Genomic DNA, 21,759 nt, shown 5'->3' on the forward strand with positions numbered 1-21,759 from the left:
CCGACGCATCGCTCTGGTAGGTGCCAACCTTGGTTGGCACGAAACCCGCGGCGCCGGCCAGTGGCCGGCACTACCGGTGATGCTCAGCGCTTGTACTTCGGCACGAACACCTTGTTCACCGCGTCGGCCAGCTGGTCCGGCGGCAACAGGCCCTGGTCGAGCAGGAAGTTGTTGAACGCCAGGCGGTCGAACTTCGCGCCCAGTGCCAGCTCGGTCTGCATGCGCAGTTCCAGGATGCGGGTGTAGCCGTAGAAGTAGCTTCCGGCCTGACCCGGCATGCGCACCATGTAGCGATCCAGTTCCTGGGTGGCCATCGCCTTGGACAGGCCGACCTGCTCGATCAGCACGCGCTCGCCGTTGGCACGATCGGTCAGGCCAAGGTTGAGCATCGGGTCCAGCATCGCGCGCGCGGCGCGCAGCAGGCGGAACTGCAGGGCGATCATCTGCCCGTCCAGCGGCTCGTACGGCACCATCTCGGCCTCGGCATACAACGCCCAGCCCTCCACGTTCACCGAATTGAACGCGAACATCGTGCGTGCCAGCGAGACACCACGCTCGACCATCGCGGTGAACTGCAGCTCGTGGCCGGGGCGGCCTTCATGCGCGCTCAGCGTCCACGCCGCCGCACCGAAGTTGAAGTCGTCGTACTGCGCACCCGGACCGGCGGCCGGATTGCCCAGCGGCAGCACGAAGGTGCCCTGCTGCCCGGTGTTGTTGACCAGCGGCGCCGGCAGGAAGTGCGGCGCCGGGCTGGCGGCGCTCTCGGCGGCCGAACCCAGTCGCATCTGCATGGCACGCTTGGGCACGTCGACGATGGCGTGCTCGCGGATCAGCGGATCGATCGCGTCGATCACCTTGCGGTAGTGGCCTTCCAGATGATCGTCGGCGATCTTGTCGGCCTTCAGCGCGCGGATCACCGCCACCGGGTCGCTCGGGTCGGCCACCTTCAGGCCCTTGTCCTTCGCCACCAGCGGCGCCAGCTGCTGCATCGCCGATCGGGTTTCCATGAACTCCAGCTGCGCGCTGCATCAACAGCTTCGGGTCGATGTCGATGCCGACCTGCTTGAGCTGGTAGGCGTACAGCGGCGCCGGCAGGCGTGCGTCGGCACGTGCCTTCGGCAGCACGGTCGTGCGCGTCCAGGCGGCGTAGTCCTTCATCTGCTCGGCCAGCGCCTTCATTGCTTCATCGGCACCGGCGATCTGGTACTTCTTCAGCAGCGACTCGATGCCGGTGATGTAGGTCTCAACGTTGTCCAGCGACTGCTGCACTTCGATCTTCGTCGGCTGCAGCAGGCTGCTGTCCTTCAAGCGCTCTTCATAGCGCTGGCGCGCCAGCGTGGTGAACGCGGTGCCGCCGGGCTGCAGGCCGGCATAGGCCTTGAGGCGGTCGAGCGCCTTGGCCCGGCGCTCGGCCGGCACCTGGTCGGACAGCAGCAGGTTGAGGCCGCTGAACACCGTCTGCGGCGCATCGCTCCACGGCAGCAGGTACTTCTCGTTGAGCTCGCTGCCTTCGATGTTCTGGCTGGCGGCGTGGATCATGATCTCCAGGTCCTGGCGGACGTTGGGATCCTTTTCGGCGGCCAGCTTTGCCTTCAGTTCGTCGCGGGCCTTGGCCATCGCGGCGCGGTAGCGCTTGCCGTTGTCCGGGCCGAGGTCGGCCACCTTGTCGTCGTAGCCGGGAACGCCGAAGAAGCCGGTTTCTTCCGGCTGGAACGGCCCCTGCGCATCCAGCAGGATCTGTGCCAGGGCGTTGCTGCGTGCCACCCAAGCCGGGCTGGCGGGAGTCGCGGCCTTGGCGGCCGGCGCGGCCAGGGCCGGCGGTGCGGACAGCAACGGGGCAGCAGTCAGGGCCAGGGCAACAGCGAGCGCAATCGGCTTCATGGGACACTCCAGCAAAGGGTTGCCCGCAACTTACGCGCTCACGGCGATGGCGACAATCGGTTGGAGGTCACGGCGCGGCTGATGGGTAGAGTCGACTGTCAGTCGACTATCGCGCGCAGCGCGGGGTTTTCAGGCGTCTTGTGGAAAGCAGTCGACTAACAGTCGACTCTACATGGCCGCCCTTACCCGGCCGCGCGACCTGCGGTCACAGCGCGGCGGTCAGCGGGCATTCGCCACGCTCACGGCAGGCCTGCAGCTCGCACTCCCCCGCAGCCTCGTCGTCATCCAGTGCAGTCAGGTCGAAGGTCTGCTTGTCTTCGGCCAGTACATACATCACCGGGTAATCCCAGACTTCATCGCGACGGCTGCCCTGCACGAACAGCCGGCCGTGCGCATGCGGTCCTTCCAGGGCCACGGTCAGGCCGACGTCGCGCTGGCCGTTCATCGCGGTCTGCATGCTGCCCAGCGGCATCGATTCGATATGCAGCGGCTCGCCAAAGGCTTCCACCAGTTCGATGCTGCAGCCCGCGCGGCGCAACGCTTCGCGCATCGGCGGGCTCTCGCGTGCCGCCTCGCTCCAGCGCAGCACGCTCCAGGTCACCACGCCACCGGCGCCGCCCAGCACCAGCACCACCGTCAACGGCATCGCCCAGCGCCAATGACGGCACCACCAACCGGCGGACGTCTGTCGATGGGCGGGAATCGGTGGTGGCAGGGTCATCGGCGGGCTCCTTCCCGGCTGTGGATCAGGGTTTCAGGCAGCGTCCCAGGAAGGCTTCGGCCACGCGGTAGCGATGCAGGGCATCGGCGCCGGACAGGCCATGCTTGGCACCCGGGTAGGTCATCAGCTCGAACGGCTGTGCACGCTTCTGCAACGCGCTCATCAGGCTGGTCGAATTGGTGAACAAGACGTTGTCGTCGGCCATGCCGTGGATCAGCAGCAGCGGCGAACGCAGGCCGTCGATATGGGTCAGCACGCGCGCTTCGCGGTAACCCGCTTCGTTGCGCGCCGGCAGGTCCATGTAGCGTTCGGTGTAGTGGCTGTCGTACAGGCCCCAATCGGTCACCGGCGCACCGGCCACGCCACAGGCGTACTGGTTCGAGGCCTTGGCCAGCAACATCAGGGTCATGTAGCCACCGTTGGACCAGCCCTGCACGCCGATGCGCGCCGGGTCCACCCACGATTGCTGCTTCAGCCAGGTCACGCCGCGCAGCTGGTCGGTCACTTCCACCGTGCCCTGCTTGCCGTACAACGCGCCACCGAAGTCACGGCCACGTCGCGGGGTGCCGCGGTTGTCCAGCGAGAACACCACGTAGCCCTGCTGGGCCAGGTACTGGTTGAACAGGTGGTCGCCACGACCGGGCCAGCTGTCGGTGACGGTCTGGCTGGCCGGGCCACCGTAGACGTACACCGCCACCGGGTAACGCTTGGACGGATCGAAGCCGGCCGGCTTGATCAGGCTGTAGTTGAGCGGGGTCTTGCCGTCGGCCGCGGTCAGCGTGCCGAACTCGATCGGGCGCTGTGCATCGCGGTAACGCGCATACGGATGCTTCGGGTCCGCCAGATCGTTCTCGAGCAGGGTGGCGATCTTCTCGCCATTGGCGCGGAACAGTTCGATCTGCGGCGGCGTGGTGCTGTTGGACCAGCTGTCGACATAGACGCTGGCATTGCGGGCGAAGCTGGCGCTGTGCATGCCCGGTGCCTTCGACAGGCGCTGCGGCTCACCGCCCTGCAGCGACACCGCGTAGATCTGGCTTTCGCGCGAGGTCTCGATGCCGGCGCGGAAGTAGGCCTTGCCAGCCTTCTCATCGACCGCCAGCAGTTCGTCCACCGGCCAGTTACCGTGGGTCAACGCGGTGGCCTTGCCCTTGCTGTCGATACGGTACAGATGCTGGAAACCGGTGCGCTCGGACGACCACAGCACGCTGCCGTCATCGAGGAAACGCAGGCTGTTGTGCAACGGCACCCAGGTCGGGCTGGTCTCGTGGGCGAGCACGCGCTGGCGATTGGAATCGAGCGCCACTTCCACCAGGTCCAGCTGCTTCTGGTCGCGCGACTGGCGCTGGAAGCTCAGGTGCTGCGCATCGCGCCAATCGACGCGGGCCAGATAGATGTCCTGTTCCTTGCCGAGGTCGACCCAGCGCGGCTGCGCATCGGCGGCCGGTGCGATCACGCCCAGCTGCACGCGCACGTTGGCGTCGCCCGCGGCCGGGTAACGCTGCTCGATCACGTCGGTGCGGTCGGCGTAGACCTCGTAGCGCTTCTGCACCGGCACCGGTGCTTCATCGATGCGCGCGAAGGCGATGGCCGAATCATCCGGCGCCCACCAGTAGCCGGTGTGGCGGTCCATTTCCTCGTCGGCGACGAACTCGGCCACGCCGTTGCCGATGGTGGTGCTGCCGTCGCGGGTGAGCTGCAGCTGCTTGCCGCTGGCCAGGTCGATCACCCACAGGTTGCGGCCGCGGATGAAGCTGACGAAACCGCCCTTGGGCGACAGCTTGGCGTCGGTGGCGAATCCTTCACCGTGGGTCAGCTGGCGCACTGCGGCCTGGCCCTGCTGCTTGAGGTCGTACAGGTACAGCTTACCGCCCAACGGGAACAGCAGGCGCTGCGCGTCCGGCGACCACTGGTAATCGACGATACCGGTCATCGCGGCGATGCGCTGGCGCTCGCGGCGGGCCTTTTCCTCATCGCTGAGGGTCTCGGTGCCGGGCAGCACCACCTTGGAATCCACCAGCAGGCGGGTCTGGCCGCTGCCGATGTCATAGGTCCACAGGTCCAGCTGGTTGCGGTCGCTGTCCTTGCCGCGCAGGAAGCTGACCTGCGAACCATCGGGGGCGACCTTCGGCTTCATCAGGGTCGGGCCGGAAAGCGGCAGCGGGCCGGTGATGGCTTCCAGGGTCAGCTTTTCAGCGTGGGCGGCGGTACTGGTGGCGAGCATGAGGGCGAGCGAAGCGAACAGGTGGCGCATGGAGGATCCCGGCAAACGGCAGGTCCGCCACCGCGATGGACGCGGGGCGGTCAGCCTCCATCCTAACCAAGCCGGTGCGGGAAGGCAGCATGACCTTCTGCCCATGAGGCGTGCCGACCAACGGTCGGCACCCACCGTTCCGGGTCAACGCTGGCCGAACAGGTGCTTGCGCTCTTCGTCGCTGAGCGGCTTGCCGGCGTTGGGGTTCACCTGCTGGCGCAAGGCATAGGCGCGCTGGGTGGCCGGGCGTGCAGCAATCGCTTCGTGCCAGCGCTTGAGGTTCGGGAACGCGGCGAAATCCACCGGCAGCTTGTCGTAGGCGCCGATCCACGGGTAGCTGGCCATGTCGGCGATGGTGTACGCGTCGCCAGCCAGGAAGGCGTGCTGGGCCAGTCGCTTGTCCATCACCCTGTGCAGGCGGCGCACTTCGTTGTCGTAGCGCTCGATCGCATACGGGATCTTCTCCGGCGCATACACATTGAAGTGGCCCATCTGGCCGCTCATCGGGCCCAGGCCGGCCATCTGCCAGAACAGCCACTCCAGAGTGGTGACGCGGCCGCGCGGGTCGCTGGGCAGGAACTGGCCGGTCTTCTCGGCCAGGTACAGCAGGATGGCGCCGGACTCGAACACGCTCTGCGGGGCGCCGCCATCGGCCGGGGCGTGGTCGACAATCGCAGGCATCTTGTTGTTGGGCGAGATCGCAAGGAATTCCGGCTTGAACTGGTCGCCCGAGCCGATGTTGACCGGATGGATGCGGTACTCCAGGCCGGCTTCTTCCAGTAGCAGGGTCACTTTGTGGCCGTTCGGGGTGGGCCAGTAATACAGGTCGATCATGGCGGCGGCTCGGGGTGCGGAAAGGAACCTGAAGTCTAGTGCGAGAGTTGGGTTGGCACCGTCACGAGGGGCCGGTAACCTCGCGGCTCCCCCGAAACGCACTGTCCTGCATGAGCCACAGTCCTCGCCCCCTGTCCCCGTTGTCCTCGCTGATCTTCGCCTCGCGCTGGCTGCAGCTGCCGCTGTACCTGGGCCTGATCCTTGCCCAGTGCGTCTACGTGTTCCTGTTCGGCAAGGAACTGTGGCACCTGCTGTCCCACTCGGTCTCGATGGGCGAACAGCAGATCATGCTGATCGTGCTGGGCCTGATCGACGTGGTGATGATCTCCAACCTGCTGGTGATGGTGATCGTCGGTGGCTACGAGACCTTCGTCTCGCGCCTGCGCCTGGAAGGCCACCCGGACCAGCCGGAATGGCTGAGCCACGTCAACGCCAGCGTGCTGAAGGTGAAGCTGGCAATGGCGATCATCGGCATCTCCTCGATCCACCTGCTGAAGACCTTCATCGCCACCAGCGCGCTGAAGGGACTGCCGCTGTGCAAGCCGGAACAATGGGCAGCAGCAGTGTCGTCGGCTTCGACCAGCTTCTACAACGCCGGTGTCGATACCTGCACGACCATGACCCAGGAAGGCGTGCTGTGGCAGACCATCATCCACTGCGTGTTCATCCTGTCGGCGATCGGTATTGCCTGGACCGACAAGCTGATGTCCAACAGCCACAGCAAGTCGCACGACCACTGATGCGGCAACCGGCAGCGGTCCTTCGCCGCTGCCCCATCCCGGCCCCTGCCCCTTGTACGCGGCGGTGGCCGGGATGCTAGATTGCACCCTCGCCGTTGCCGGCGGTGGCGTCGGGAAACGTCATCGTTCCGCGCCCGGACCACAGGTCCCGGCCATGCGTATCAATGATTTACGTCACGTCGTCTTCTAGAGGGGAGCAGGATGTCGCACGTCTCAACGATCACCGCCGCGCGCCGGTGGCTGCCGGTTGCTTTGGCACTGGCGCTGGCCGCCTGCTCGGGAAAGGAAGAATCTGCAGCACCGGCCCCGGCCGCCGCACCCGCCGCCGCTGCACCGGCCGCACCGGTGGTCGCCGCCAAGGTGCAGTCCATGGGCACCGAACAGCTGCGTGAATCGGCCAGCCAGGCACTGCGCGAGAACCGCATGTACGCGCCGGCCGGCGACAACGCCATCGAGTACTACCTCGCCCTGCGCGACAAGACACCGGACGACGCGTCGGTGAAGAGCGCGCTGACCGACCTGCTGCCCTACACCCTGATCGCCGCCGAGCAGCACCTGGGCCGCGAGGACTACACCGAGGCGCAGCGCCTGGTGGCACTGATCGAGAAGGTGGACGCCTCCGCTCCCGCCCTGCCGCGCCTGAAGGAAGGCCTGGCCAAGGGCGTGGAAAATGCGGCCAAGCGCAGCGAGACCGAAGCCGAGAAGGCCAGGAAGGACGCCGAAGACCGGACCAAGCAGCAGGCCGAACAGCAGCGCCTGACCGAGCAGCGCGCCAAGGAAGCCGATGCGGCCAAGCAGATTGCCGCGCAGCAGGATGCCGCACGCCGCGACAACGAGCGCCAGGAGGCCGAGCGCCAGGCCGCGGCCCGTCGCGATGCCGAACAGAAACAGCAGCAGGCCGCCGCCCAACAGGCCAGCGCCGCACGCCAGGCAGCCGCCGCGGCAGCTCCCACCCTCCGCCCGGTCAGCACGCCGGCGCCGCGCTATCCGGCCGAGGCACTGCGTTCGGGAACGTCGGGCGAAGTGCTGGTGGAGATCACCGTCGGTACCGACGGCTCAGTGGTCAGCGCCCGCGTGCTGCGCGCGACGTCGGGACGGACCTTCGACCGCGAAGCCCTGAACGCGGTCAAGCGCTGGCGCTTCGAGCCGGTCAACGCGCCGGTCACCACCCGCCGCACCCTGGTATTCGCACCGGGCGGCTGACCGCAAAAAAGGGGACGGAGGGGATTAAGTCGTTTCTGCCACCTCCATGACGCCAAGGCCCGGTCCGTCCGGGCCTTGTCCGTTTCAGGCCGCGCCATCAATCAGGCGCTGCAACGCCGGATCGCGCGCAGCCAGCACCTGGAACAGGCCTAGCGCATGCAGGCCGGGCAGCAACGCACGCAGGTCGGCTTCGGCAGTGGCGCGGGTGGCATCATCGCTGGTGGGATCCTGCCAGGCACGGACGCTGGCCAGGAAGGCACCGACGCTGCCCTTGCGCACGGTGAGGCCATTTACCTGCACCTCGTTCTGATGGTCCGGAAGAATGTCCTGTGGCTGCATGGGGAAGCGCTCCGTTGAAGTGGACTCCAGTGTCGGGGCCCGGACGCGACGTTTCTGCCGTATAACTGCCAATCGATATGGCAGATCAGACAACCACCGCATTGATTGACCCGGCACTGGCCAATGCCGCCGACGGGCCTGCGTTGCTGGGGGCGCAGCTGCGCCTGCCGGGTCCGCGCCGCACGGCACGCCACCAGCACGCCCGCGGGCAGCTGCTGGGTGCACATCAGGGCCTGCTGCGGATCGAGGTGGGCGACCTGCACTGGCTGCTGCCGGCGGGTCATGTCGCCTGGATACCGCCTTCGCTGCCCCACGCACTGGCCAGTACCAGTGCGTTCGACGGCTGGAGCCTGTACTTCAGCGCGCAGGCCTGCACCGACCTGCCTGCAGCCCCTCGCATCTTCCAGCCGGGGCCGCTGCTGCAGGCCGCGGTGATTCGGGCGCTGCAGTGGCCGCATGTTCCACTGGATGCCACACAGGCACGACTGGCCGGTGTGATCGCCGATGAGATTGCCGCCAGCAAGCCTCTGCCGCTTGCCCTGCCACAACCGCGTGACCGGCGACTGCAGAAGCTTGCCGCCGCACTGGCGCGCACCGCACGACAACCGCAGCATCGAGGACTGGGCCGCCAGCAGTGGTCTGTCCAGCCGCAGCCTCGCCCGCCATTGGTTGGCCGAGACCGGCCTGTCGCCAAGCCAGTGGCGGCAACGCCTGCGGGTGCTGCTGGCACTGCCACGCCTGCTGTCCGGCGAGCCGGTGATCAGCGTCGCGCTGTCGATGGGCTACGACACACCCAGTGCCTTCATCGCCGTGTTCAAGCGCGAGATGGGGGTGACGCCTGCGCGGTATGGAAAAGGGGACGGAGGGGATTAAGTCGCTTCTGCCCTCCCCCACATCAACTCGCGGCATCGCCTGATGCCCTTCGCGGTCACGGAGGCGGCAGGCTGATGATTCCTTGAAACCCCTGAACTGCCATGCCTCGACAAGCACGCCTGATGTTGGCCGAACAGCCGTATCACGTAACCCAGCGCGGTGTGAACAAGGGGGCGATCTTCGTTGACGATATCGACCGCCAGCTGTTTCTGCACCTTTTGCACAGTGCCTTCCTGAAACATCAGGTCGCGCTGCATGCCTACGTATTGATGGGCAATCACGTCCATCTATTGGCCACACCCTCCACTCAGGCCGGCTTGGCCAACGCGATGCGGATGCAGGGTAACAACTATGTCCAGGCGTTCAATCAGCGGCATGAGCGCAGCGGACCACTCTGGCAGGGCCGCTTCCATTCTTCGATGGTGGACAGCGACGCCTATCTGCTCAACGTTTATCGCTACATCGAACTCAATCCGGTTCGTGCAGGCATGACAGGCGCCCCGGAAGATCACCCATGGTCGAGCGTGCATGGAAACCTGCAACGCCGCGATGATCCGATGCTGACAGAACACCCCGCCTTTCAGGCACTGGCCTCGACCAAGCGACAGCGGACGACGCTCTATGCGCAGTTCCTGCGGGACGTGAACGCGTCCGCCGACCTGCCGGCAATACGCGCCACAGTGCCGGGCAGCATCCGTTGGGAAATGCAGCTTACCTGCGGATGGTGGAACAGACACTGGGCCGCCCCGTGGTGCTGCGCAAGCGGGGGCGCCCTCAGAAGAAGGGGGCGGAGGGTTAAAAACGACTTAATCCCCTCCGTCCCCTTTTTGCAGTCAGCCCGAGATCGCCAGGCGCTCGTTGTGGTAACGGCGCACGGCGGCGAACCACAGCAGTGCGGCCAGGCCGAGGCTGGCACCGAGATAGATGGCCCAGACCGACGGCGTGATGGTCTCGTGGCGGATCACCTTCAACAGCATCTGGTTCTGCGACAGGAACGGCACGGCGTACTGCCACAGCTCGCTCTTCAGCGGATAGGCCACCAGCGCGTAGCCGGGCATCATCGGCAGCAGCATCAGCCAGGTCATGTGGCTCTGCGCTTCCTTCATGCTCTTGGCCGCGGCCGACAGGAAGGTCAGCAGCGAGGTGCCGATCATCAGCATCGGCAACATCACCAGCAGCATCTGCAGCATCGAACCGACGTTCATGTTGAACTGGCGGCCGATGTTGCCGGGCGCGATCTGTGCGCTCACCTTGAACGCCACCAGGGTCAACAGCAGCGATACGAACCCGACCACGCAGGCAGCCGCGATCTTGCCGCTGACGATCGCGCTGCGCGAGCCGGGCGTGGCCAGCAGCGGTTCCAGTGACTGCCGCTCGCGCTCGCCGGCGGTGGCATCCATCACCAGATAGGCGCCGCCGATGAATGAGGTCAGCGTGAGCAGCACCGGCAGCAGCATCGACAGGATCATGCCGCGCTTGGCTTCGGCACTGGCCAGGTCCTGGCGTGCCACGTCCAGCGGCCGCGCTACCTGCGCATCGATGCCACGTGCCATCAGCCGCAGCGCGCCGACCTGGCCGTTGTAGGTGGCCAGTGCCGCCTCCAGACGTGCGCTGGGCACTTCAGCGGCACGGCGCGTACTGTCCTTGATCACCTCCACCAGCGCCGGCTTGCCATCGGCCCAGTCCTTGCCGAAGTCATCGCTGATGCGCAGCGCCACGTCGATGTCCTGGCTGCGGATGGCCTCGGCCAGGTCCTTCGGTGCAGGTGCGGTGTTCAGCCCCTGCGCGGCGAGGAAACGCACCAGATTGGGGGCGTTGTCCGCACCGATGGTCGGAATCTGCAGCGGTTGTTCGATCTGGGTACGTACCCGGCTCTCGGCCAGCTTGCCCATGCCCAGCAGCAGCACCGGGTACAGCAGCGGCCCGAACAGCAGGGTCAGCAGCAGCGTGCGGCGATCACGGGAAAGGTCGCGCAGTTCCTTGCGCATCACCGTCATCAGGGTCGACATCATGCTCATGCGTGCAGGCCCTCTTCGCTGCCGATCAGTTTCACGAACGCGTCTTCCAGGTTGGATTCGCCGGCCTGCGCACGCAGTTCATCGGCGCTGCCGGCCGCCATCACCGTGCCCTTGGCGATGATCACGATGTGATCGCACAGCGCGGCCACCTCCTGCATGATGTGGCTGGACAGGATCACGCAGCGGCCCTCTTCGCGCAGGCCCAGCAGGAATCGCCGCAGCGCGCGCGTGGTCATCACGTCCAGGCCGTTGGTCGGTTCGTCGAGAATCACGTTGCGCGGGTCGTGCACCAGCGCGCGGGCGATCGCGGTCTTGGTGCGCTGGCCCTGCGAGAAGCCATCGGTCTGGCGGTCGAGGATGTCACCCATGTCCAGGGCATGCGACAGCACTTCGATGCGTTCGCGGATGCGCTCGGCCGACAGGCCATGCAGCTCGCCGAAGTAGGCGATGTTCTCGCGCGCGGTCAGGCGCTTGTAGACGCCACGCGCATCGGGCAGCACGCCAAGGTGGCGGCGTACTTCCACCGGATTGCGTGCGGCATCGACACCATCGACGCTGATGCTGCCCTGGTCCGGGGTCATCAGCGTGTACAGCATGCGCATGGTGGTGGTCTTGCCGGCACCATTGGGGCCCAGCAGGCCAGTGATGCGGCCGTCCTCGGCGCGGAAGCCGACGTTGGAGACCGCCTGGATGCGGCCGGTGCGGGTGTCGAAAGCCTTGTGCAGGTTGTCGGCGACGATCATGGTTCCCATCCGTTGAACGAGGTGAACGCCGGCACGTAGCTCAGCGTGTCCAGGCAACCGGCATCCAGCGCCTTGGCATCGGTCTTGTCGATGAACTGGCCGAGCAGGCGCGGCATGCAGCCGGCACTCAGCGTGCCGTGGCCCTGGCCGCGGGCGACCAGCGCACGGCCATTCGGCAGGCCCTTGAGGACCTGCTCGGCATAGCGCGGGGGTGTCACCGGGTCGAGTTCACCGGACAGCAGCAGCGCCGGTACGTCACTGCGCAGCGGCACGGCATTGGCCGCTGGCGCCGGCTGGTGCGGCCATACCGGGCAGGCCGCGAAGAAGGCGCTGGCCACGTCGTTGCCGAACAGTCGCTCCGGGTCCTCGGCCGGCGCCTTGTAGCGCGGCGCATCCTCGCTGCAGATCACCGACCACTGCATGCCTCGGTTGATCTGGAAATCCATGCTGCGGTTCGCACCGCGTGCCAGCGACGCCAGCGGTGCATAGCGGCCGTGCGCGGCTTCATCGAGCACCAGCGGCAGCAGCGAGGAATACTGCGGCACATAGGAGAAGGCGAACGCCAGGCCGATCACGCTGTCCGGACTCAGCACATCCTGCCGGGTCTGGTTGGTGCCGGGGTCGCGATACTCCACCGAGACCGGCGCACGGCGCAGGGTCTCGACCACGCTGCGCAGCTGCGCGCGGGTGTCGGTCGGGAAGCGTTTGCTGCAGGCGGCATCCTTGCGGCACTGCGCCGACTGCAGGGCGATCGCATCCTCGAACGTCGTGGCGAAGTCACCGCCCACCACCAGTTCATTGGGCACTACGCCATCGATGACGATGCTGCGGGTGTGCTGCGGATAGGCACCGGCATAGCGCTGGGCCACGCGGGTACCGTAGGAGCCGCCGACCAGGTTGATCCGGTCCACGCCCAAGGCCTGGCGTACCGCATCCAGGTCGGCGATGGCTTCGGTGGTCGTGTAGAAGCGGGCATCGGCACGCCCCTGCAGCGAGGCCGCGCAGCGCTGCGCGTAGTCGCGCAGCGACGCCTCGGTGGGAGCGGCGTCCTCGTCCATCTGCAGGTCCTTGCCGTCCGCGCCGAGGCAGCTGAGCGGGTTGGAGCCGCCGGTACCCCGCTGGTCGACAAGGAAGATGTCGCGCTGCTTGCGCACCTGGCGCAGCGCGGTATCGACGATGACCGCCACTTCGCTGGCCGCCTGGCCGGGGCCACCGGCCAGGAAGAACACCGGATCGGGCTGGCTGGAGCCGCTGCTGCCCGATTCCAGCCAGGCGATGCGCAGGCCAATGCGTCGGCCATCGGGCTGGGCCCGGTCTTCCGGCACCTGCAGGGTGGCGCACTGCGCTTCCACGTTGGCGCTGGCGCCTTCGGTGGACAACGTGCAGGGCTGGAAGTCGATCGTGCCGAAACGGCGGCTGGGTGCATCGCTGGCGCTTTCGGCGCCGGGTGACGGTGACTGGCTGCAACCGGCAAGCATCAGGCTGGCCAACGCTGCGGCCAACGCGAGGTGGTGTCTTTGCATCGTGCTCGTTTCCCCTGGAGGACGTTCCTGGCAACCACGACGGGCTGCCGCGGAAGATGTGACTCAACTTACACGGGCACGGCGTCGTCGGCGATGGGCAGACGCGAAATCTCCGCGGGCGTGGCGCAGGCCAGGCGGTCGCGGCCTGCGGCCTTGGCCCGGTACAGCGCCGCATCCGCCGCTGCCAGCAGCGTGGACAGGTCGCCATGGCCGTCGTCCATGGCCAGGCCGATGCTGGCGGTGACCGTCACCGGCCCGGTACCCAGCCGCGCCGGCTTCTGCTGCAGAGCGGTACGGATCGCGGCGGCCCACGCCATCGCTTCACCCTGCGTGCTGCCGGCCAGCACCAGCACGAACTCCTCGCCACCGTAGCGGCCCAGCAGCGTGTCGTGGCCCTGCAAACCATGCTGCAGCAGCGCAGCGAAGTGACGCAGTACCTGGTCACCGGCCAAGTGGCCCCAGCGGTCGTTGATCTGCTTGAAGTGATCGACGTCGACCAGCAACAGGGCCAGCGGCCGGCCCTGCCGACGCAGCCGCTGCAACTGCGCCTGGCCATCGGCCAGCACCGCGCTGCGGTTGAGCAGCCCGGTCAGGCCATCGGTGCGTGCCGCACGCCACAGATCGACCAGCATGCGCTCGACCAGCAGCAGCACCATCGCGAAACATCGCGCCAGCTCCAGCATCACCCCGGCAATGTAGGTGACGAACATCGGCGTGCCGGTGCGCATGATGTCCTCACCGGCATCGGGCGCCACCGGCAGGAACAGGCGCACCGCGTACAGTGCCGCCTCGGCCAGGAACACCGCCGCCGCCAGACGGCAGCTGGTGCGCTGCTGCACGGGGGCATGCCGCAGCAGCAGCCATGCGATCCAGCCATCGACCAGCAGCGTGAACACACTGAACACCTGCAGGCGCACGCCCAGGTCCGGCCAGAGCACCAGGAAGGCGAAGATGCAGGCCATGAACGCGGCTGCCATCAACAACGGCCGCCACAGCGGCAGCGGCTGTTCCAGATGCAGCGCCACGCCGCGCAGCATCAGCACCGCGCAGCCGGCCATCGCCGCATTCCCGGCCAGTATGACCGGCACCAACGGCAGGTAGGGGCGCAGCGCAAGCAGGGTCACGCCCAGGGTCAGCAGCCACAGGCTGGCGGTCCACAGGCGCAGCACCGGTTGCCCGCGCAGCACCACAAGCAGCAATGAGAACCCCACGGCGATGCCGATGCAGAGCAGGAAGCCAAGCACGGTGATGGTGGGGAAATCCAGGGACATGCGGCGCTCATCGGCCGGGGCGGCGCGCATCTTAGCGCCTTGCGGTGCGATCCCCGTGGCACGGCCTGGCCCGATGGCGATGCCGGGTCTGAAAACGGCGAGCATGACGGCCGGTGCGTGCGCAGAATCCGGGGAAAACCAAGGAGACGCCCATGCATGCGTGGTACCTCGGTGGCCTCGACCACCGCCCCTTCCAGCACCTGTTCGAGAAGAGTGACACCGCGCTGGCTGCGCTGGGCATCCAGCGTCGCTGGGCCGGCGAAACAGGAGGACACCCCTGCCGGATCGGCCTGAGCGATCCGCCCAGCGGCAGCGAGCTGCTGCTGTTGTCCCATGTGCACCTGCCGCTGCACTCGCCCTATCACGCCTCGGGCCCGATCTTCGTGCGGCGTGGCGTAACGCGCTGCGTGCTGCCGCCGGGCGAGGTACCCGCCTATGTACAGCGCCGTACGATCTCGTTGCGCGCCTATGACCAGGCTGCATTGATGCTGGCCGCAGAGATCAGCGCGGGCACTGATGTTGCCGCCCGGCTGGACGCGCTGTTTGCCGACCCTGCCGTGGCCTTCGTGCAGCTGCACAACGCGGCCCACGGTTGCTTCTCATGCCAGGCGGATCGAGTGGGTATGGCGTCGACGTAGCAGGATCTCCACGACGTGATCGATGCCACGCCGAACACGTGATCACCAGCGCATCCGTTCAGTCCCGCGTGAAGCCTGCGGGAAGGGCTTCACACCCACAGTCACGGATCGGCGCTTCCGTGGTTCCTCAGCCTGCATCGCGACTCGATACTCGCCGTGGTGCCGCCGGAAGTCCGCCGCGCAGCGCAGCTCCTGCGGTCACCGCTCCCTTTCGACGACCACAAGGATGCGCCATGTCATTCCGATCGACACCGCTGTTGCTGGCTACCTCGTTCGCCGCTGCGGGCCTGTGCCTGGCCGGCAGCGCGTTCGCCCACGGCACGATGACCACGCCGGTCAGCCGTGTCTATGCCTGCTTCCAGGGCAATCCCGAGAACCCGACCAACCCGGCCTGTGCCGCTGCAAAAGCGACTGGCGGCTCGCAGGCGTTCTACGACTGGAACGGCATCAACCAGGCCAACGCCAACGGCAACCATCAGGCCGTGGTGCCTGATGGCAAGCTGTGCAGCGGCAACAACCCGACCTTCCGCGGGCTGGATGTGAACCGCAGTGACTGGCAGACCACGCCGATCCAGGCCGATGCCAATGGCAAGTTCACCTTCGTGTTCAAAGCGACCGCACCACATGCCACCCGTGACTGGCGCTTCTTCGTCACCCGCGAAGGCTGGCAGCCGGGTAGCCCACTGCGCTGGGCCGACCTGCAGGAGTTCTGCACGCTGGGCAATACGCCGCTGTCGGCCGATGGCACCTACAAGCTGCAGTGCACGTTGCCGCAGCGCACCGGCCAGCATGTGATCTACAACACCTGGCAGCGCTCGGATTCGACCGAGGCGTTCTACACCTGCATGGACGTGCGCTTCCAGGGCGGCGGAGGTACCACACCGGCACCGCAATGGCAGGATGCCGGCCCGGTCACCGCGCGGCGAGCTGCCGGTCGGCACCACCCTGGCGTTGCGCGTGTTCAACGCCAACGGCAATGATGTCGAACGCGTGGAAGCGACCCTGGCCAGTGGCCAGACTGCGGCCGCGCAGTGGCCGTTGGCGCTGGCCCGCAAGGTCAATACCAGCGCCCAGCACGCACGCGTGGGCGTGCTCAGCAATGGCGTGATCACACCGACGGCCTCGGCCACCGCCAACCGCGTGTACCTGAAGGATGGCAACCGCTTCCAGCTCGATACCCAGGTGCCCGACCCCGGCACGCCATCACCGGGCGGTGATTTTGACCACGTGTATCCCGCCGGTATCGGCAGCTACGTGCCGGGCCAGACCGTGGTGAAGGGCGGCGACGGCAAGCTGTATGCCTGCCGCCCGTTCCCGGAAGGTGCATGGTGCAACGTCAACGCCGAAGCCTACCGGCCGGGCGTGGGTGCAGCATGGCGCGATGCGTGGATCGCGTACTGAGGCAGTGATGCGGGAGGCGGTGCACAGTGCACCGCCTTTCGCCCGGATGGCGGCACAGAGAGCACCGTGTTGCAGATCGAACACAGCCGCCATCGATTTCAAACTTGTCCGATGTTGCCGACGGCCCTGCATGTGAAGACTGCGCGAGGTTTCCCACACTTCGCAAAGGAGTTCCTGCATGCATCTGTCCCACCGGGCAGTCCTCGCTCTGTCCGTCGTTGCCGGCCTGGCTCTGTCCGGCAGCGCCCTCGCCCACGGCACCATGTCCAAGCCGCTCAGCCGCGTGAAGCAGTGCCACGAAGGCAATCCGGAAAACCCGACCAACCCGGCCTGTGCCGCGGCCAAGGCCATCGGCGGCGCGCAGCCGTTCTATGACTGGAGCGCGATCGCCCACGGCAACGCCAATGGCAACCACCGCGACCTGGTGCGCGATGGCGAGCTGTGCAGCGCCAGCATCCCGAAGTACCGCGGCCTCGATCTGAATCGCAGCGACTGGCCGACCACGCCGATGCGCGCCGATTCGCGTGGCCGCTACACCTTCGAATTCCTGGCGCCGGCGCCGCACGCCACCCGCGAGTGGAAGTTCTACGTCACCCGTGACGGTTGGCAGCCGGGCAGCCCGCTGCGCTGGGCCGACCTGCAGGAATTCTGCACCCTGGGCAACGTGCCGCTGTCCGAAGGCGGTGTCTACAAGCTGGACTGCCCGCTGCCCAAGCGCACTGGCCAGCACATCATCTACAACACCTGGCAGCGCTCGGATTCGCAGGAAGCCTTCTACACCTGCATGGACGTGCGCTTCGAAGGTGGCGGTGGCGTGGTTCCGCCGCCGCAGTGGCAGGATGCCGGCGCGGTGACCGCCAATGGCGCACTGGACGTGGACAGCACCGTGACCCTGCGTGTGTTCAATGCCAACGGCAACGACCTGGAGCGCGTGGAAACCAAACTGGGCGCTGGCCAGACCAGCCCGACGCAGTGGCCGCTGGCCCTGGCCCGCAAGGTCAACGCCAGCGCACAGCACGCGCGCGTGGGTGTGATGAAGAACGGCGTGATCACGCCGGTTGCCTCGGCCACCGACAACCGCGTGTACCTGAAGCCGGGCAACCGCTTCCAGCTGGAAACCCAGGTGCCGGGGCCGGGCCCGATCGATCCGGTCGATCCGCCGGGCGGCGACTTCGACTTCGTGTACCCGGCCGGCCTCGGCAACTACAAGCCGGGCGAGACCGTGGTGAAGGGCACTGACGGCAAGCTGTATGCCTGCCGCCCGTTCCCGGAAGGCGCCTGGTGCAACATCAATGCCGATGCCTATCGTCCGGGCACCGGTTTCGCCTGGCGCGACGCCTGGATCGCGTACTGAGACAGGACACCGGGGGCGGCGTGATGCCGCCTCCGGTTCATGGGGTTGCCGGCCAGCGGCCGGCACTACCAGGGTCCATGCGATTGCCGGCCAACGGCCGGCACTACCCTGGCTTACTTGCTGCTGACGTACTTCTCGCGGCGGATCTGCGGGTTGCCCAGGCCAGCGGCCTTCAGCAGTTCGGCACAGGCATCGACCATGTCCGGGTTGCCGCACAGGTAGGCGATGTCGGTGGCCGGGTCCGGGGTGAAGCCGGCCAGCGCCTGCTGGACGTAGCCGTGCTGCACGTCCGGGTGCGGATCAGCCGGCAGTTCGCGCGACAGGCATGGAACATAGCGGAAGTTCGGGTGTTTTTCGGCGAAGCTGTAGAAATCTTCGCTGTACAGCAGCTCGCCCGGGCTGCGCGCGCCCCTGCAGCAGCACGATCTGCACGCCGCGCTCGGCCATGGCCATTTCCAGCAGCGGCAGCATCGAGCGATACGGGGTAACGCCAGTACCGGTGGCGATCAGCAGGTAGCGGGCGTTGTGATCACCGGGATTCAGGCAGAACCGGCCATAGGGGCCGGACGCACTGATCTGGCCGCCCTGCTCCAGCACCTCGAACAGGGCCGTGGCGGCGCCGCCGGGTACGAAACTGACCGCGATATCCACCGCCTCGCCCGGGCCCAGCGCGTGGTCGTGGATGGTCGCCAGCGAGTAGCTGCGCTTGGTTTCGGTGCCGTCGGCGTAGCTGAAATGGACCTGGATGAACTGGCCGGGCTGGAAATCCAGCGGCTGTCCATCGTCACGCACGAACTGGTAGTGGCCGACGGTCGGGGCCAGCATGCGGCAGCCGACCAGCTTGAGGGGGAATTGAACAGGCACGACTTTTCGGGACAGTGTGTAGCCGGGGCAAGCCCTCGGGGTCTTCTATAATAGCCCCTCCCCGCCCCTCTCCAGCGCCAGCCCATGGGCGCGAAGGCTTCGAGCTTGGCATCCCAGAACGATACGGCGCCCGCCCTGCGCGTGCGCGACCTGCGCAAGACCTATGACAACGGCACCCAGGCCCTGAAGGGGGTTTCCCTGGAAGTGGCCCCGGGCGACTTCTTCGCCCTGCTCGGCCCCAACGGTGCCGGCAAGTCCACCCTGATCGGCATCATCAGCTCCCTGGTCAACCTCAGCGAGGGCCAGGTGGAAGTGTTCGGCAGCGACCTGGTGCGCAACCGCAGCGCCACCATGCGCCTGATCGGACTGGTGCCGCAGGAAATCAACTTCAACCTGTTCGAAAAGCCCTTCGACATCCTGGTGAACTACGCCGGTTTCTATGGCGTGCCGCGCGAGGAAGCCGAGCAGCGTGCCGAAGAGGAACTGAAGCGGGCGCACCTGTGGGAAAAGGCACAGGTGATGAGCCGTACGCTGTCCGGTGGCATGAAGCGCCGGCTGATGATCGCCCGCGCGATGATGACCCGCCCGCGCCTGCTGATCCTGGACGAGCCGACCGCCGGCGTGGACATCGAGATCCGCCGCGACATGTGGCGCGTGCTGAAGGAGATCAACGCCGCCGGCACCACGATCATCCTCACCACGCACTACCTGGAAGAAGCCGAGTACCTGTGCCGCCACCTGGCGATCATCAATCATGGCCAGATCGTCGAGCAGGGGCCGATGCGCACCCTGCTGGCCAAGCTGGACGTGGAAGGCTTCCTGCTGGACATCGACGGTGACCTGCCGGCGCAGCTGCCGGTGATCGAGGGCGCGACGCTGACCGCACCGGACCCGCACACGCTGGACATCGACATGCCGCGCGCAATGGACCTCAACCGCGTGTTTGCCACGCTCAACGAGTCCGGTATCCGTGTGCGTTCGATGCGTACCAAGAGCAACCGCCTGGAGGAGCTGTTCGTGCGCCTCACCGGCAACCTGGAGAAGCCTGCATGAGCACCACCGAGCTGACCGACGGCCAGCGCAACCGCGTCGCACTGATGACCATCGTGCGCCGCGAAGTCGCCCGCATCATGCGCATCTGGGGCCAGACCCTGGTGCCGCCGGCGATCACCATGACCCTGTACTTCCTGATCTTCGGCAACCTGATCGGGTCGCGCGTGGGTGACATGGGCGGCTACACCTACATGCAGTTCATCGTGCCGGGACTGGTGATGATGAGCGTGATCCAGAACAGTTACGGCAACATCAGCTCCTCGTTCTTCGGCGCCAAGTTCGGCCGCCACGTGGAAGAGCTGCTGGTCAGCCCGATGCCGAACTGGGTGATCCTGTGGGGCTACGTGGCCGGCGCCGTGCTGCGCGGCCTGATGGTGGGCGTGATCGTGCTGATCATCGCGATGTTCTTCACCCCGGTGCGCATCCCGCACCCGCTGGTGATGCTGACCACGGTGATCCTGGGTGCGACGATCTTCTCGCTGGCCGGTTTCATCAACGCGGTGTATGCGAAGAAGTTCGATGACGTGGCGATCGTGCCGACCTTCATCCTGACCCCGCTGACCTACCTGGGTGGCGTGTTCTATTCGGTGAAGCTGCTGCCGGGCTGGGCCGAGGCCGCCACGCACGCGAATCCGATCTTCTACATGGTCAATGCATTCCGCTATGGCCTGCTGGGCAGCAGTGATGTGCCGCTGCCGGTGGCCTACGGACTGATGATCGGATTCGTGGTGGTGCTGACGGCGCTGGCGCTGTGGTTGCTGCGCCGTGGCGTGGGCATGCGTAGCTGAGGGTTGCCTGCAGGGCCTGCGGCCCTGCACCCGCCGAATCAACGTCAACGTCAACTTCAACTTCAACGGCAAAAGCTGACGATCCGTGGGATGGCGGGGTGGGTCCGGTTGCGGGGGACGCTGCAAGTACGTCCATGTAAGCTCGGTCGCCGCTTGCTCGTGTGCGCAGTCCTGCGCACACGGCAAGACCGGGGTTGGGCGTCCTGCCCAACCCGCCCGAGGCATGCCTCGGGCCCATGCGGCTCACGCCCCCGCAACCGGACCCACCCCGCCTTCGACAGTTTCCGCTGCTGTTGGTGGGTGCCGACCTTGGTCGACACGGTAGATCCACGCCATGCGTGGATGGAGCGTTCACGGTAAGGCCGATGCTTGGCTCTTTTCGTTTCGGATTACGGCTAGGCTGTAGCGATGAAGATCACTTCCATTGCGTTGGACAAGGCCGTGTCGGATGGTCCGATCGATGCGTTCAGCCATGTCCTGCTGAGCGATTCGCCCATGCTGGATGAGGTGCTGGATTGCCTGGCCTCGCTGCATGTGGCTGATCCCCTTCATCGTTATCTGTGCACGCTCGACGATGTCGGCCAGTGCCGCTACACCAGCATGCACGCGTCCGACGACGAGCGCATCGCGCTGTACGAGGACGAAGACCCGGCGACGCCGGAAGATGCGTTGGCGGCACGCGGGCGGTTGCTGGCGCACGTCGTCGCGCAGCTTGAGCATTCCACGCATCGGCTGCAGTGGACAGCGCTGGCGGGTACGTTGATGTGCAGCGACGAGGACATCGAGGCGCTGGTCGCTGCCAATGCGAAGCCGGATCTCATCATCGATGACGTGGTCTGCGTGCAGCAGGTACCCTTGACCCGTGATGACCTGCTGATCGCCGCCCTGCCCAACGGCTACTTCAGCGCGGACTGGGACATCTTCCAGAACCACGCCCTGATCCGGCATCTGCAGGAGCGCTACGACTACCGTCTGTTCGGACTCGGCGCATCGTGGCTCGGTTTCCAGCGCGACCGCGCACCGTCGCCTGCAGAGGCGAGCGCGTTGGTCGCGGACCTGCAGCACATCTACGCGGCCGGAACGCACGACACGTGGTCACAACTGGCTGCAACGCTGGCCAACCGCACCACACTGCTATTGGGCTACACCGAAGACTTCAGCGAACAACTACCCTGAGCACCGCTCTACACGAGCGAGCGCAGCGAGCGACCCGCTTCCGCTCTTGATCTGTCTTCCGTGGTGGCCGCACCCGGAACATGTCCGT

The 21,759-nt window shown here is 66.6% G+C and carries 17 protein-coding genes and 4 pseudogenes; 10 read left to right on the plus strand and 11 right to left on the minus strand.

Features of this window, described 5'->3' with window-relative positions:
- Nucleotides 1–83: 83 nt before the first annotated feature.
- The 4 genes and pseudogenes from ACZK2V_RS22160 to ACZK2V_RS22175 form a co-directional block, all read right to left on the minus strand.
- Nucleotides 84–1,881 (minus strand): annotated as a pseudogene (locus ACZK2V_RS22160) (DUF885 domain-containing protein).
- Nucleotides 1,882–2,086: 205 nt separating this feature from the next.
- Complete coding sequence (locus ACZK2V_RS22165) at nt 2,087–2,602, minus strand: cytochrome c oxidase assembly factor Coa1 family protein (RefSeq protein ID WP_032129126.1); 516 nt, start codon at nt 2,600–2,602, stop codon at nt 2,087–2,089.
- Between the two features lie 25 nt (nt 2,603–2,627).
- A complete protein-coding gene (locus tag ACZK2V_RS22170) occupies nt 2,628–4,853 on the minus strand; it encodes a S9 family peptidase (protein WP_486322815.1) in 2,226 nt (741 codons plus the stop codon).
- A gap of 144 nt (nt 4,854–4,997) precedes the next feature.
- The gene (locus ACZK2V_RS22175; protein WP_486322816.1) at nt 4,998–5,687 is read right to left on the minus strand and encodes a glutathione binding-like protein; all 690 of its coding nucleotides are present in this window, start codon (nt 5,685–5,687) and stop codon (nt 4,998–5,000) included.
- Between the two features lie 110 nt (nt 5,688–5,797).
- On the opposite strand from ACZK2V_RS22175, the gene ACZK2V_RS22180 reads away from it, so the two are divergent.
- Together ACZK2V_RS22180 and ACZK2V_RS22185 are read left to right on the plus strand one after the other, a co-directional pair.
- Complete coding sequence (locus ACZK2V_RS22180; RefSeq protein ID WP_032129129.1) at nt 5,798–6,427, plus strand: TIGR00645 family protein; 630 nt, start codon at nt 5,798–5,800, stop codon at nt 6,425–6,427.
- Nucleotides 6,428–6,628: 201 nt separating this feature from the next.
- Nucleotides 6,629–7,630 (plus strand): energy transducer TonB, encoded by a 1,002-nt coding sequence (locus ACZK2V_RS22185; protein WP_486322817.1) that lies wholly within the window; start codon nt 6,629–6,631, stop codon nt 7,628–7,630.
- Nucleotides 7,631–7,714: 84 nt separating this feature from the next.
- On the opposite strand, the gene ACZK2V_RS22190 is transcribed toward ACZK2V_RS22185, so the two are convergent.
- On the minus strand, nt 7,715–7,969 hold the full coding sequence (locus ACZK2V_RS22190; protein WP_049462828.1) for a hypothetical protein: 255 nt from the start codon (nt 7,967–7,969) through the stop codon (nt 7,715–7,717).
- Nucleotides 7,970–8,046: 77 nt separating this feature from the next.
- Here ACZK2V_RS22190 and ACZK2V_RS22195 point away from each other — a divergent pair.
- Nucleotides 8,047–8,842: pseudogene (locus tag ACZK2V_RS22195) on the plus strand (AraC family transcriptional regulator).
- Between the two features lie 161 nt (nt 8,843–9,003).
- A pseudogene (locus ACZK2V_RS22200) lies at nt 9,004–9,641 on the plus strand (transposase).
- 34 nt (nt 9,642–9,675) lie between these two features.
- Here the strand turns inward: ACZK2V_RS22200 and ACZK2V_RS22205 are convergent.
- The 4 genes from ACZK2V_RS22205 to ACZK2V_RS22220 form a co-directional block, all read right to left on the minus strand.
- Nucleotides 9,676–10,860 (minus strand): ABC transporter permease, encoded by a 1,185-nt coding sequence (locus ACZK2V_RS22205; protein ID WP_032129134.1) that lies wholly within the window; start codon nt 10,858–10,860, stop codon nt 9,676–9,678.
- Nucleotides 10,857–11,603 carry an ABC transporter ATP-binding protein gene (locus ACZK2V_RS22210; protein ID WP_012512433.1) on the minus strand — a complete coding sequence of 249 codons (747 nt, stop codon included), beginning with the start codon at nt 11,601–11,603 and terminating at the stop codon, nt 10,857–10,859. The genes ACZK2V_RS22205 and ACZK2V_RS22210 overlap by 4 nt, the downstream gene beginning before the upstream one ends.
- Nucleotides 11,600–13,126, minus strand: coding sequence for an alpha/beta hydrolase (locus ACZK2V_RS22215; RefSeq protein ID WP_197615696.1), 1,527 nt, complete (start codon nt 13,124–13,126; stop codon nt 11,600–11,602). Before ACZK2V_RS22215 ends, ACZK2V_RS22210 begins: the two co-directional genes overlap by 4 nt.
- A gap of 68 nt (nt 13,127–13,194) precedes the next feature.
- On the minus strand, nt 13,195–14,397 hold the full coding sequence (locus ACZK2V_RS22220; protein ID WP_486323353.1) for a GGDEF domain-containing protein: 1,203 nt from the start codon (nt 14,395–14,397) through the stop codon (nt 13,195–13,197).
- Between the two features lie 152 nt (nt 14,398–14,549).
- Here ACZK2V_RS22220 and ACZK2V_RS22225 point away from each other — a divergent pair, with 152 nt between their 5' ends.
- The 3 genes and pseudogenes from ACZK2V_RS22225 to ACZK2V_RS22235 all read left to right on the plus strand — a co-directional run bounded on the left by ACZK2V_RS22225 (nt 14,550) and on the right by ACZK2V_RS22235 (nt 17,790).
- Nucleotides 14,550–15,035 (plus strand): DUF1203 domain-containing protein, encoded by a 486-nt coding sequence (locus ACZK2V_RS22225; protein WP_189720217.1) that lies wholly within the window; start codon nt 14,550–14,552, stop codon nt 15,033–15,035.
- 233 nt (nt 15,036–15,268) lie between these two features.
- Nucleotides 15,269–16,436: pseudogene (locus tag ACZK2V_RS22230) on the plus strand (lytic polysaccharide monooxygenase).
- A gap of 178 nt (nt 16,437–16,614) precedes the next feature.
- Nucleotides 16,615–17,790 (plus strand): lytic polysaccharide monooxygenase, encoded by a 1,176-nt coding sequence (locus tag ACZK2V_RS22235; RefSeq protein ID WP_486322818.1) that lies wholly within the window; start codon nt 16,615–16,617, stop codon nt 17,788–17,790.
- Nucleotides 17,791–17,903: 113 nt separating this feature from the next.
- Here ACZK2V_RS22235 and ACZK2V_RS22240 read toward each other — a convergent pair whose 3' ends face one another.
- Together ACZK2V_RS22240 and ACZK2V_RS22245 are read right to left on the minus strand one after the other, a co-directional pair.
- Nucleotides 17,904–18,077, minus strand: coding sequence for a hypothetical protein (locus ACZK2V_RS22240; RefSeq protein ID WP_486322819.1), 174 nt, complete (start codon nt 18,075–18,077; stop codon nt 17,904–17,906).
- A 13-nt stretch (nt 18,078–18,090) separates the two neighbouring features.
- Nucleotides 18,091–18,654, minus strand: a complete 564-nt coding sequence (locus ACZK2V_RS22245; RefSeq protein ID WP_486322820.1) for an FAD-binding oxidoreductase — start codon at nt 18,652–18,654, stop codon at nt 18,091–18,093.
- An 84-nt stretch (nt 18,655–18,738) separates the two neighbouring features.
- Here ACZK2V_RS22245 and ACZK2V_RS22250 point away from each other — a divergent pair, with 84 nt between their 5' ends.
- From ACZK2V_RS22250 to ACZK2V_RS22260, 3 genes are all read left to right on the plus strand, one after another.
- Entirely contained in the window at nt 18,739–19,707 is a 969-nt protein-coding gene (locus ACZK2V_RS22250; RefSeq protein ID WP_049400895.1) for an ABC transporter ATP-binding protein, read from the plus strand.
- On the plus strand, nt 19,704–20,495 hold the full coding sequence (locus ACZK2V_RS22255; RefSeq protein ID WP_010482250.1) for an ABC transporter permease: 792 nt from the start codon (nt 19,704–19,706) through the stop codon (nt 20,493–20,495). The genes ACZK2V_RS22250 and ACZK2V_RS22255 overlap by 4 nt, the downstream gene beginning before the upstream one ends.
- 408 nt (nt 20,496–20,903) lie before the next feature.
- Nucleotides 20,904–21,671 carry a hypothetical protein gene (locus tag ACZK2V_RS22260; RefSeq protein WP_486322821.1) on the plus strand — a complete coding sequence of 256 codons (768 nt, stop codon included), beginning with the start codon at nt 20,904–20,906 and terminating at the stop codon, nt 21,669–21,671.
- The last annotated feature ends 88 nt before the right edge of the window (nt 21,672–21,759 follow it).

It is taken from the genome of Stenotrophomonas sp. 93052_Sma (assembly GCF_056481145.1).

What these genes read in the sequence shown, in the direction of transcription:
- ACZK2V_RS22165 (WP_032129126.1), bottom strand. Translation starts at nt 2,602, where the DNA reads ATGACCCTGCCACCACCGATTCCCGCCCATCGACAGACGTCCGCCGGT.
- ACZK2V_RS22170 (WP_486322815.1), bottom strand. Translation starts at nt 4,853, where the DNA reads ATGCGCCACCTGTTCGCTTCGCTCGCCCTCATGCTCGCCACCAGTACC.
- ACZK2V_RS22175 (WP_486322816.1), bottom strand. Translation starts at nt 5,687, where the DNA reads ATGATCGACCTGTATTACTGGCCCACCCCGAACGGCCACAAAGTGACC.
- ACZK2V_RS22180 (WP_032129129.1), top strand. Translation starts at nt 5,798, where the DNA reads ATGAGCCACAGTCCTCGCCCCCTGTCCCCGTTGTCCTCGCTGATCTTC.
- ACZK2V_RS22185 (WP_486322817.1), top strand. Translation starts at nt 6,629, where the DNA reads ATGTCGCACGTCTCAACGATCACCGCCGCGCGCCGGTGGCTGCCGGTT.
- ACZK2V_RS22190 (WP_049462828.1), bottom strand. Translation starts at nt 7,969, where the DNA reads ATGCAGCCACAGGACATTCTTCCGGACCATCAGAACGAGGTGCAGGTA.
- ACZK2V_RS22205 (WP_032129134.1), bottom strand. Translation starts at nt 10,860, where the DNA reads ATGAGCATGATGTCGACCCTGATGACGGTGATGCGCAAGGAACTGCGC.
- ACZK2V_RS22210 (WP_012512433.1), bottom strand. Translation starts at nt 11,603, where the DNA reads ATGATCGTCGCCGACAACCTGCACAAGGCTTTCGACACCCGCACCGGC.
- ACZK2V_RS22215 (WP_197615696.1), bottom strand. Translation starts at nt 13,126, where the DNA reads ATGCAAAGACACCACCTCGCGTTGGCCGCAGCGTTGGCCAGCCTGATG.
- ACZK2V_RS22220 (WP_486323353.1), bottom strand. Translation starts at nt 14,397, where the DNA reads ATGTCCCTGGATTTCCCCACCATCACCGTGCTTGGCTTCCTGCTCTGC.
- ACZK2V_RS22225 (WP_189720217.1), top strand. Translation starts at nt 14,550, where the DNA reads ATGCATGCGTGGTACCTCGGTGGCCTCGACCACCGCCCCTTCCAGCAC.
- ACZK2V_RS22235 (WP_486322818.1), top strand. Translation starts at nt 16,615, where the DNA reads ATGCATCTGTCCCACCGGGCAGTCCTCGCTCTGTCCGTCGTTGCCGGC.
- ACZK2V_RS22250 (WP_049400895.1), top strand. Translation starts at nt 18,739, where the DNA reads ATGGGCGCGAAGGCTTCGAGCTTGGCATCCCAGAACGATACGGCGCCC.
- ACZK2V_RS22255 (WP_010482250.1), top strand. Translation starts at nt 19,704, where the DNA reads ATGAGCACCACCGAGCTGACCGACGGCCAGCGCAACCGCGTCGCACTG.
- ACZK2V_RS22260 (WP_486322821.1), top strand. Translation starts at nt 20,904, where the DNA reads ATGAAGATCACTTCCATTGCGTTGGACAAGGCCGTGTCGGATGGTCCG.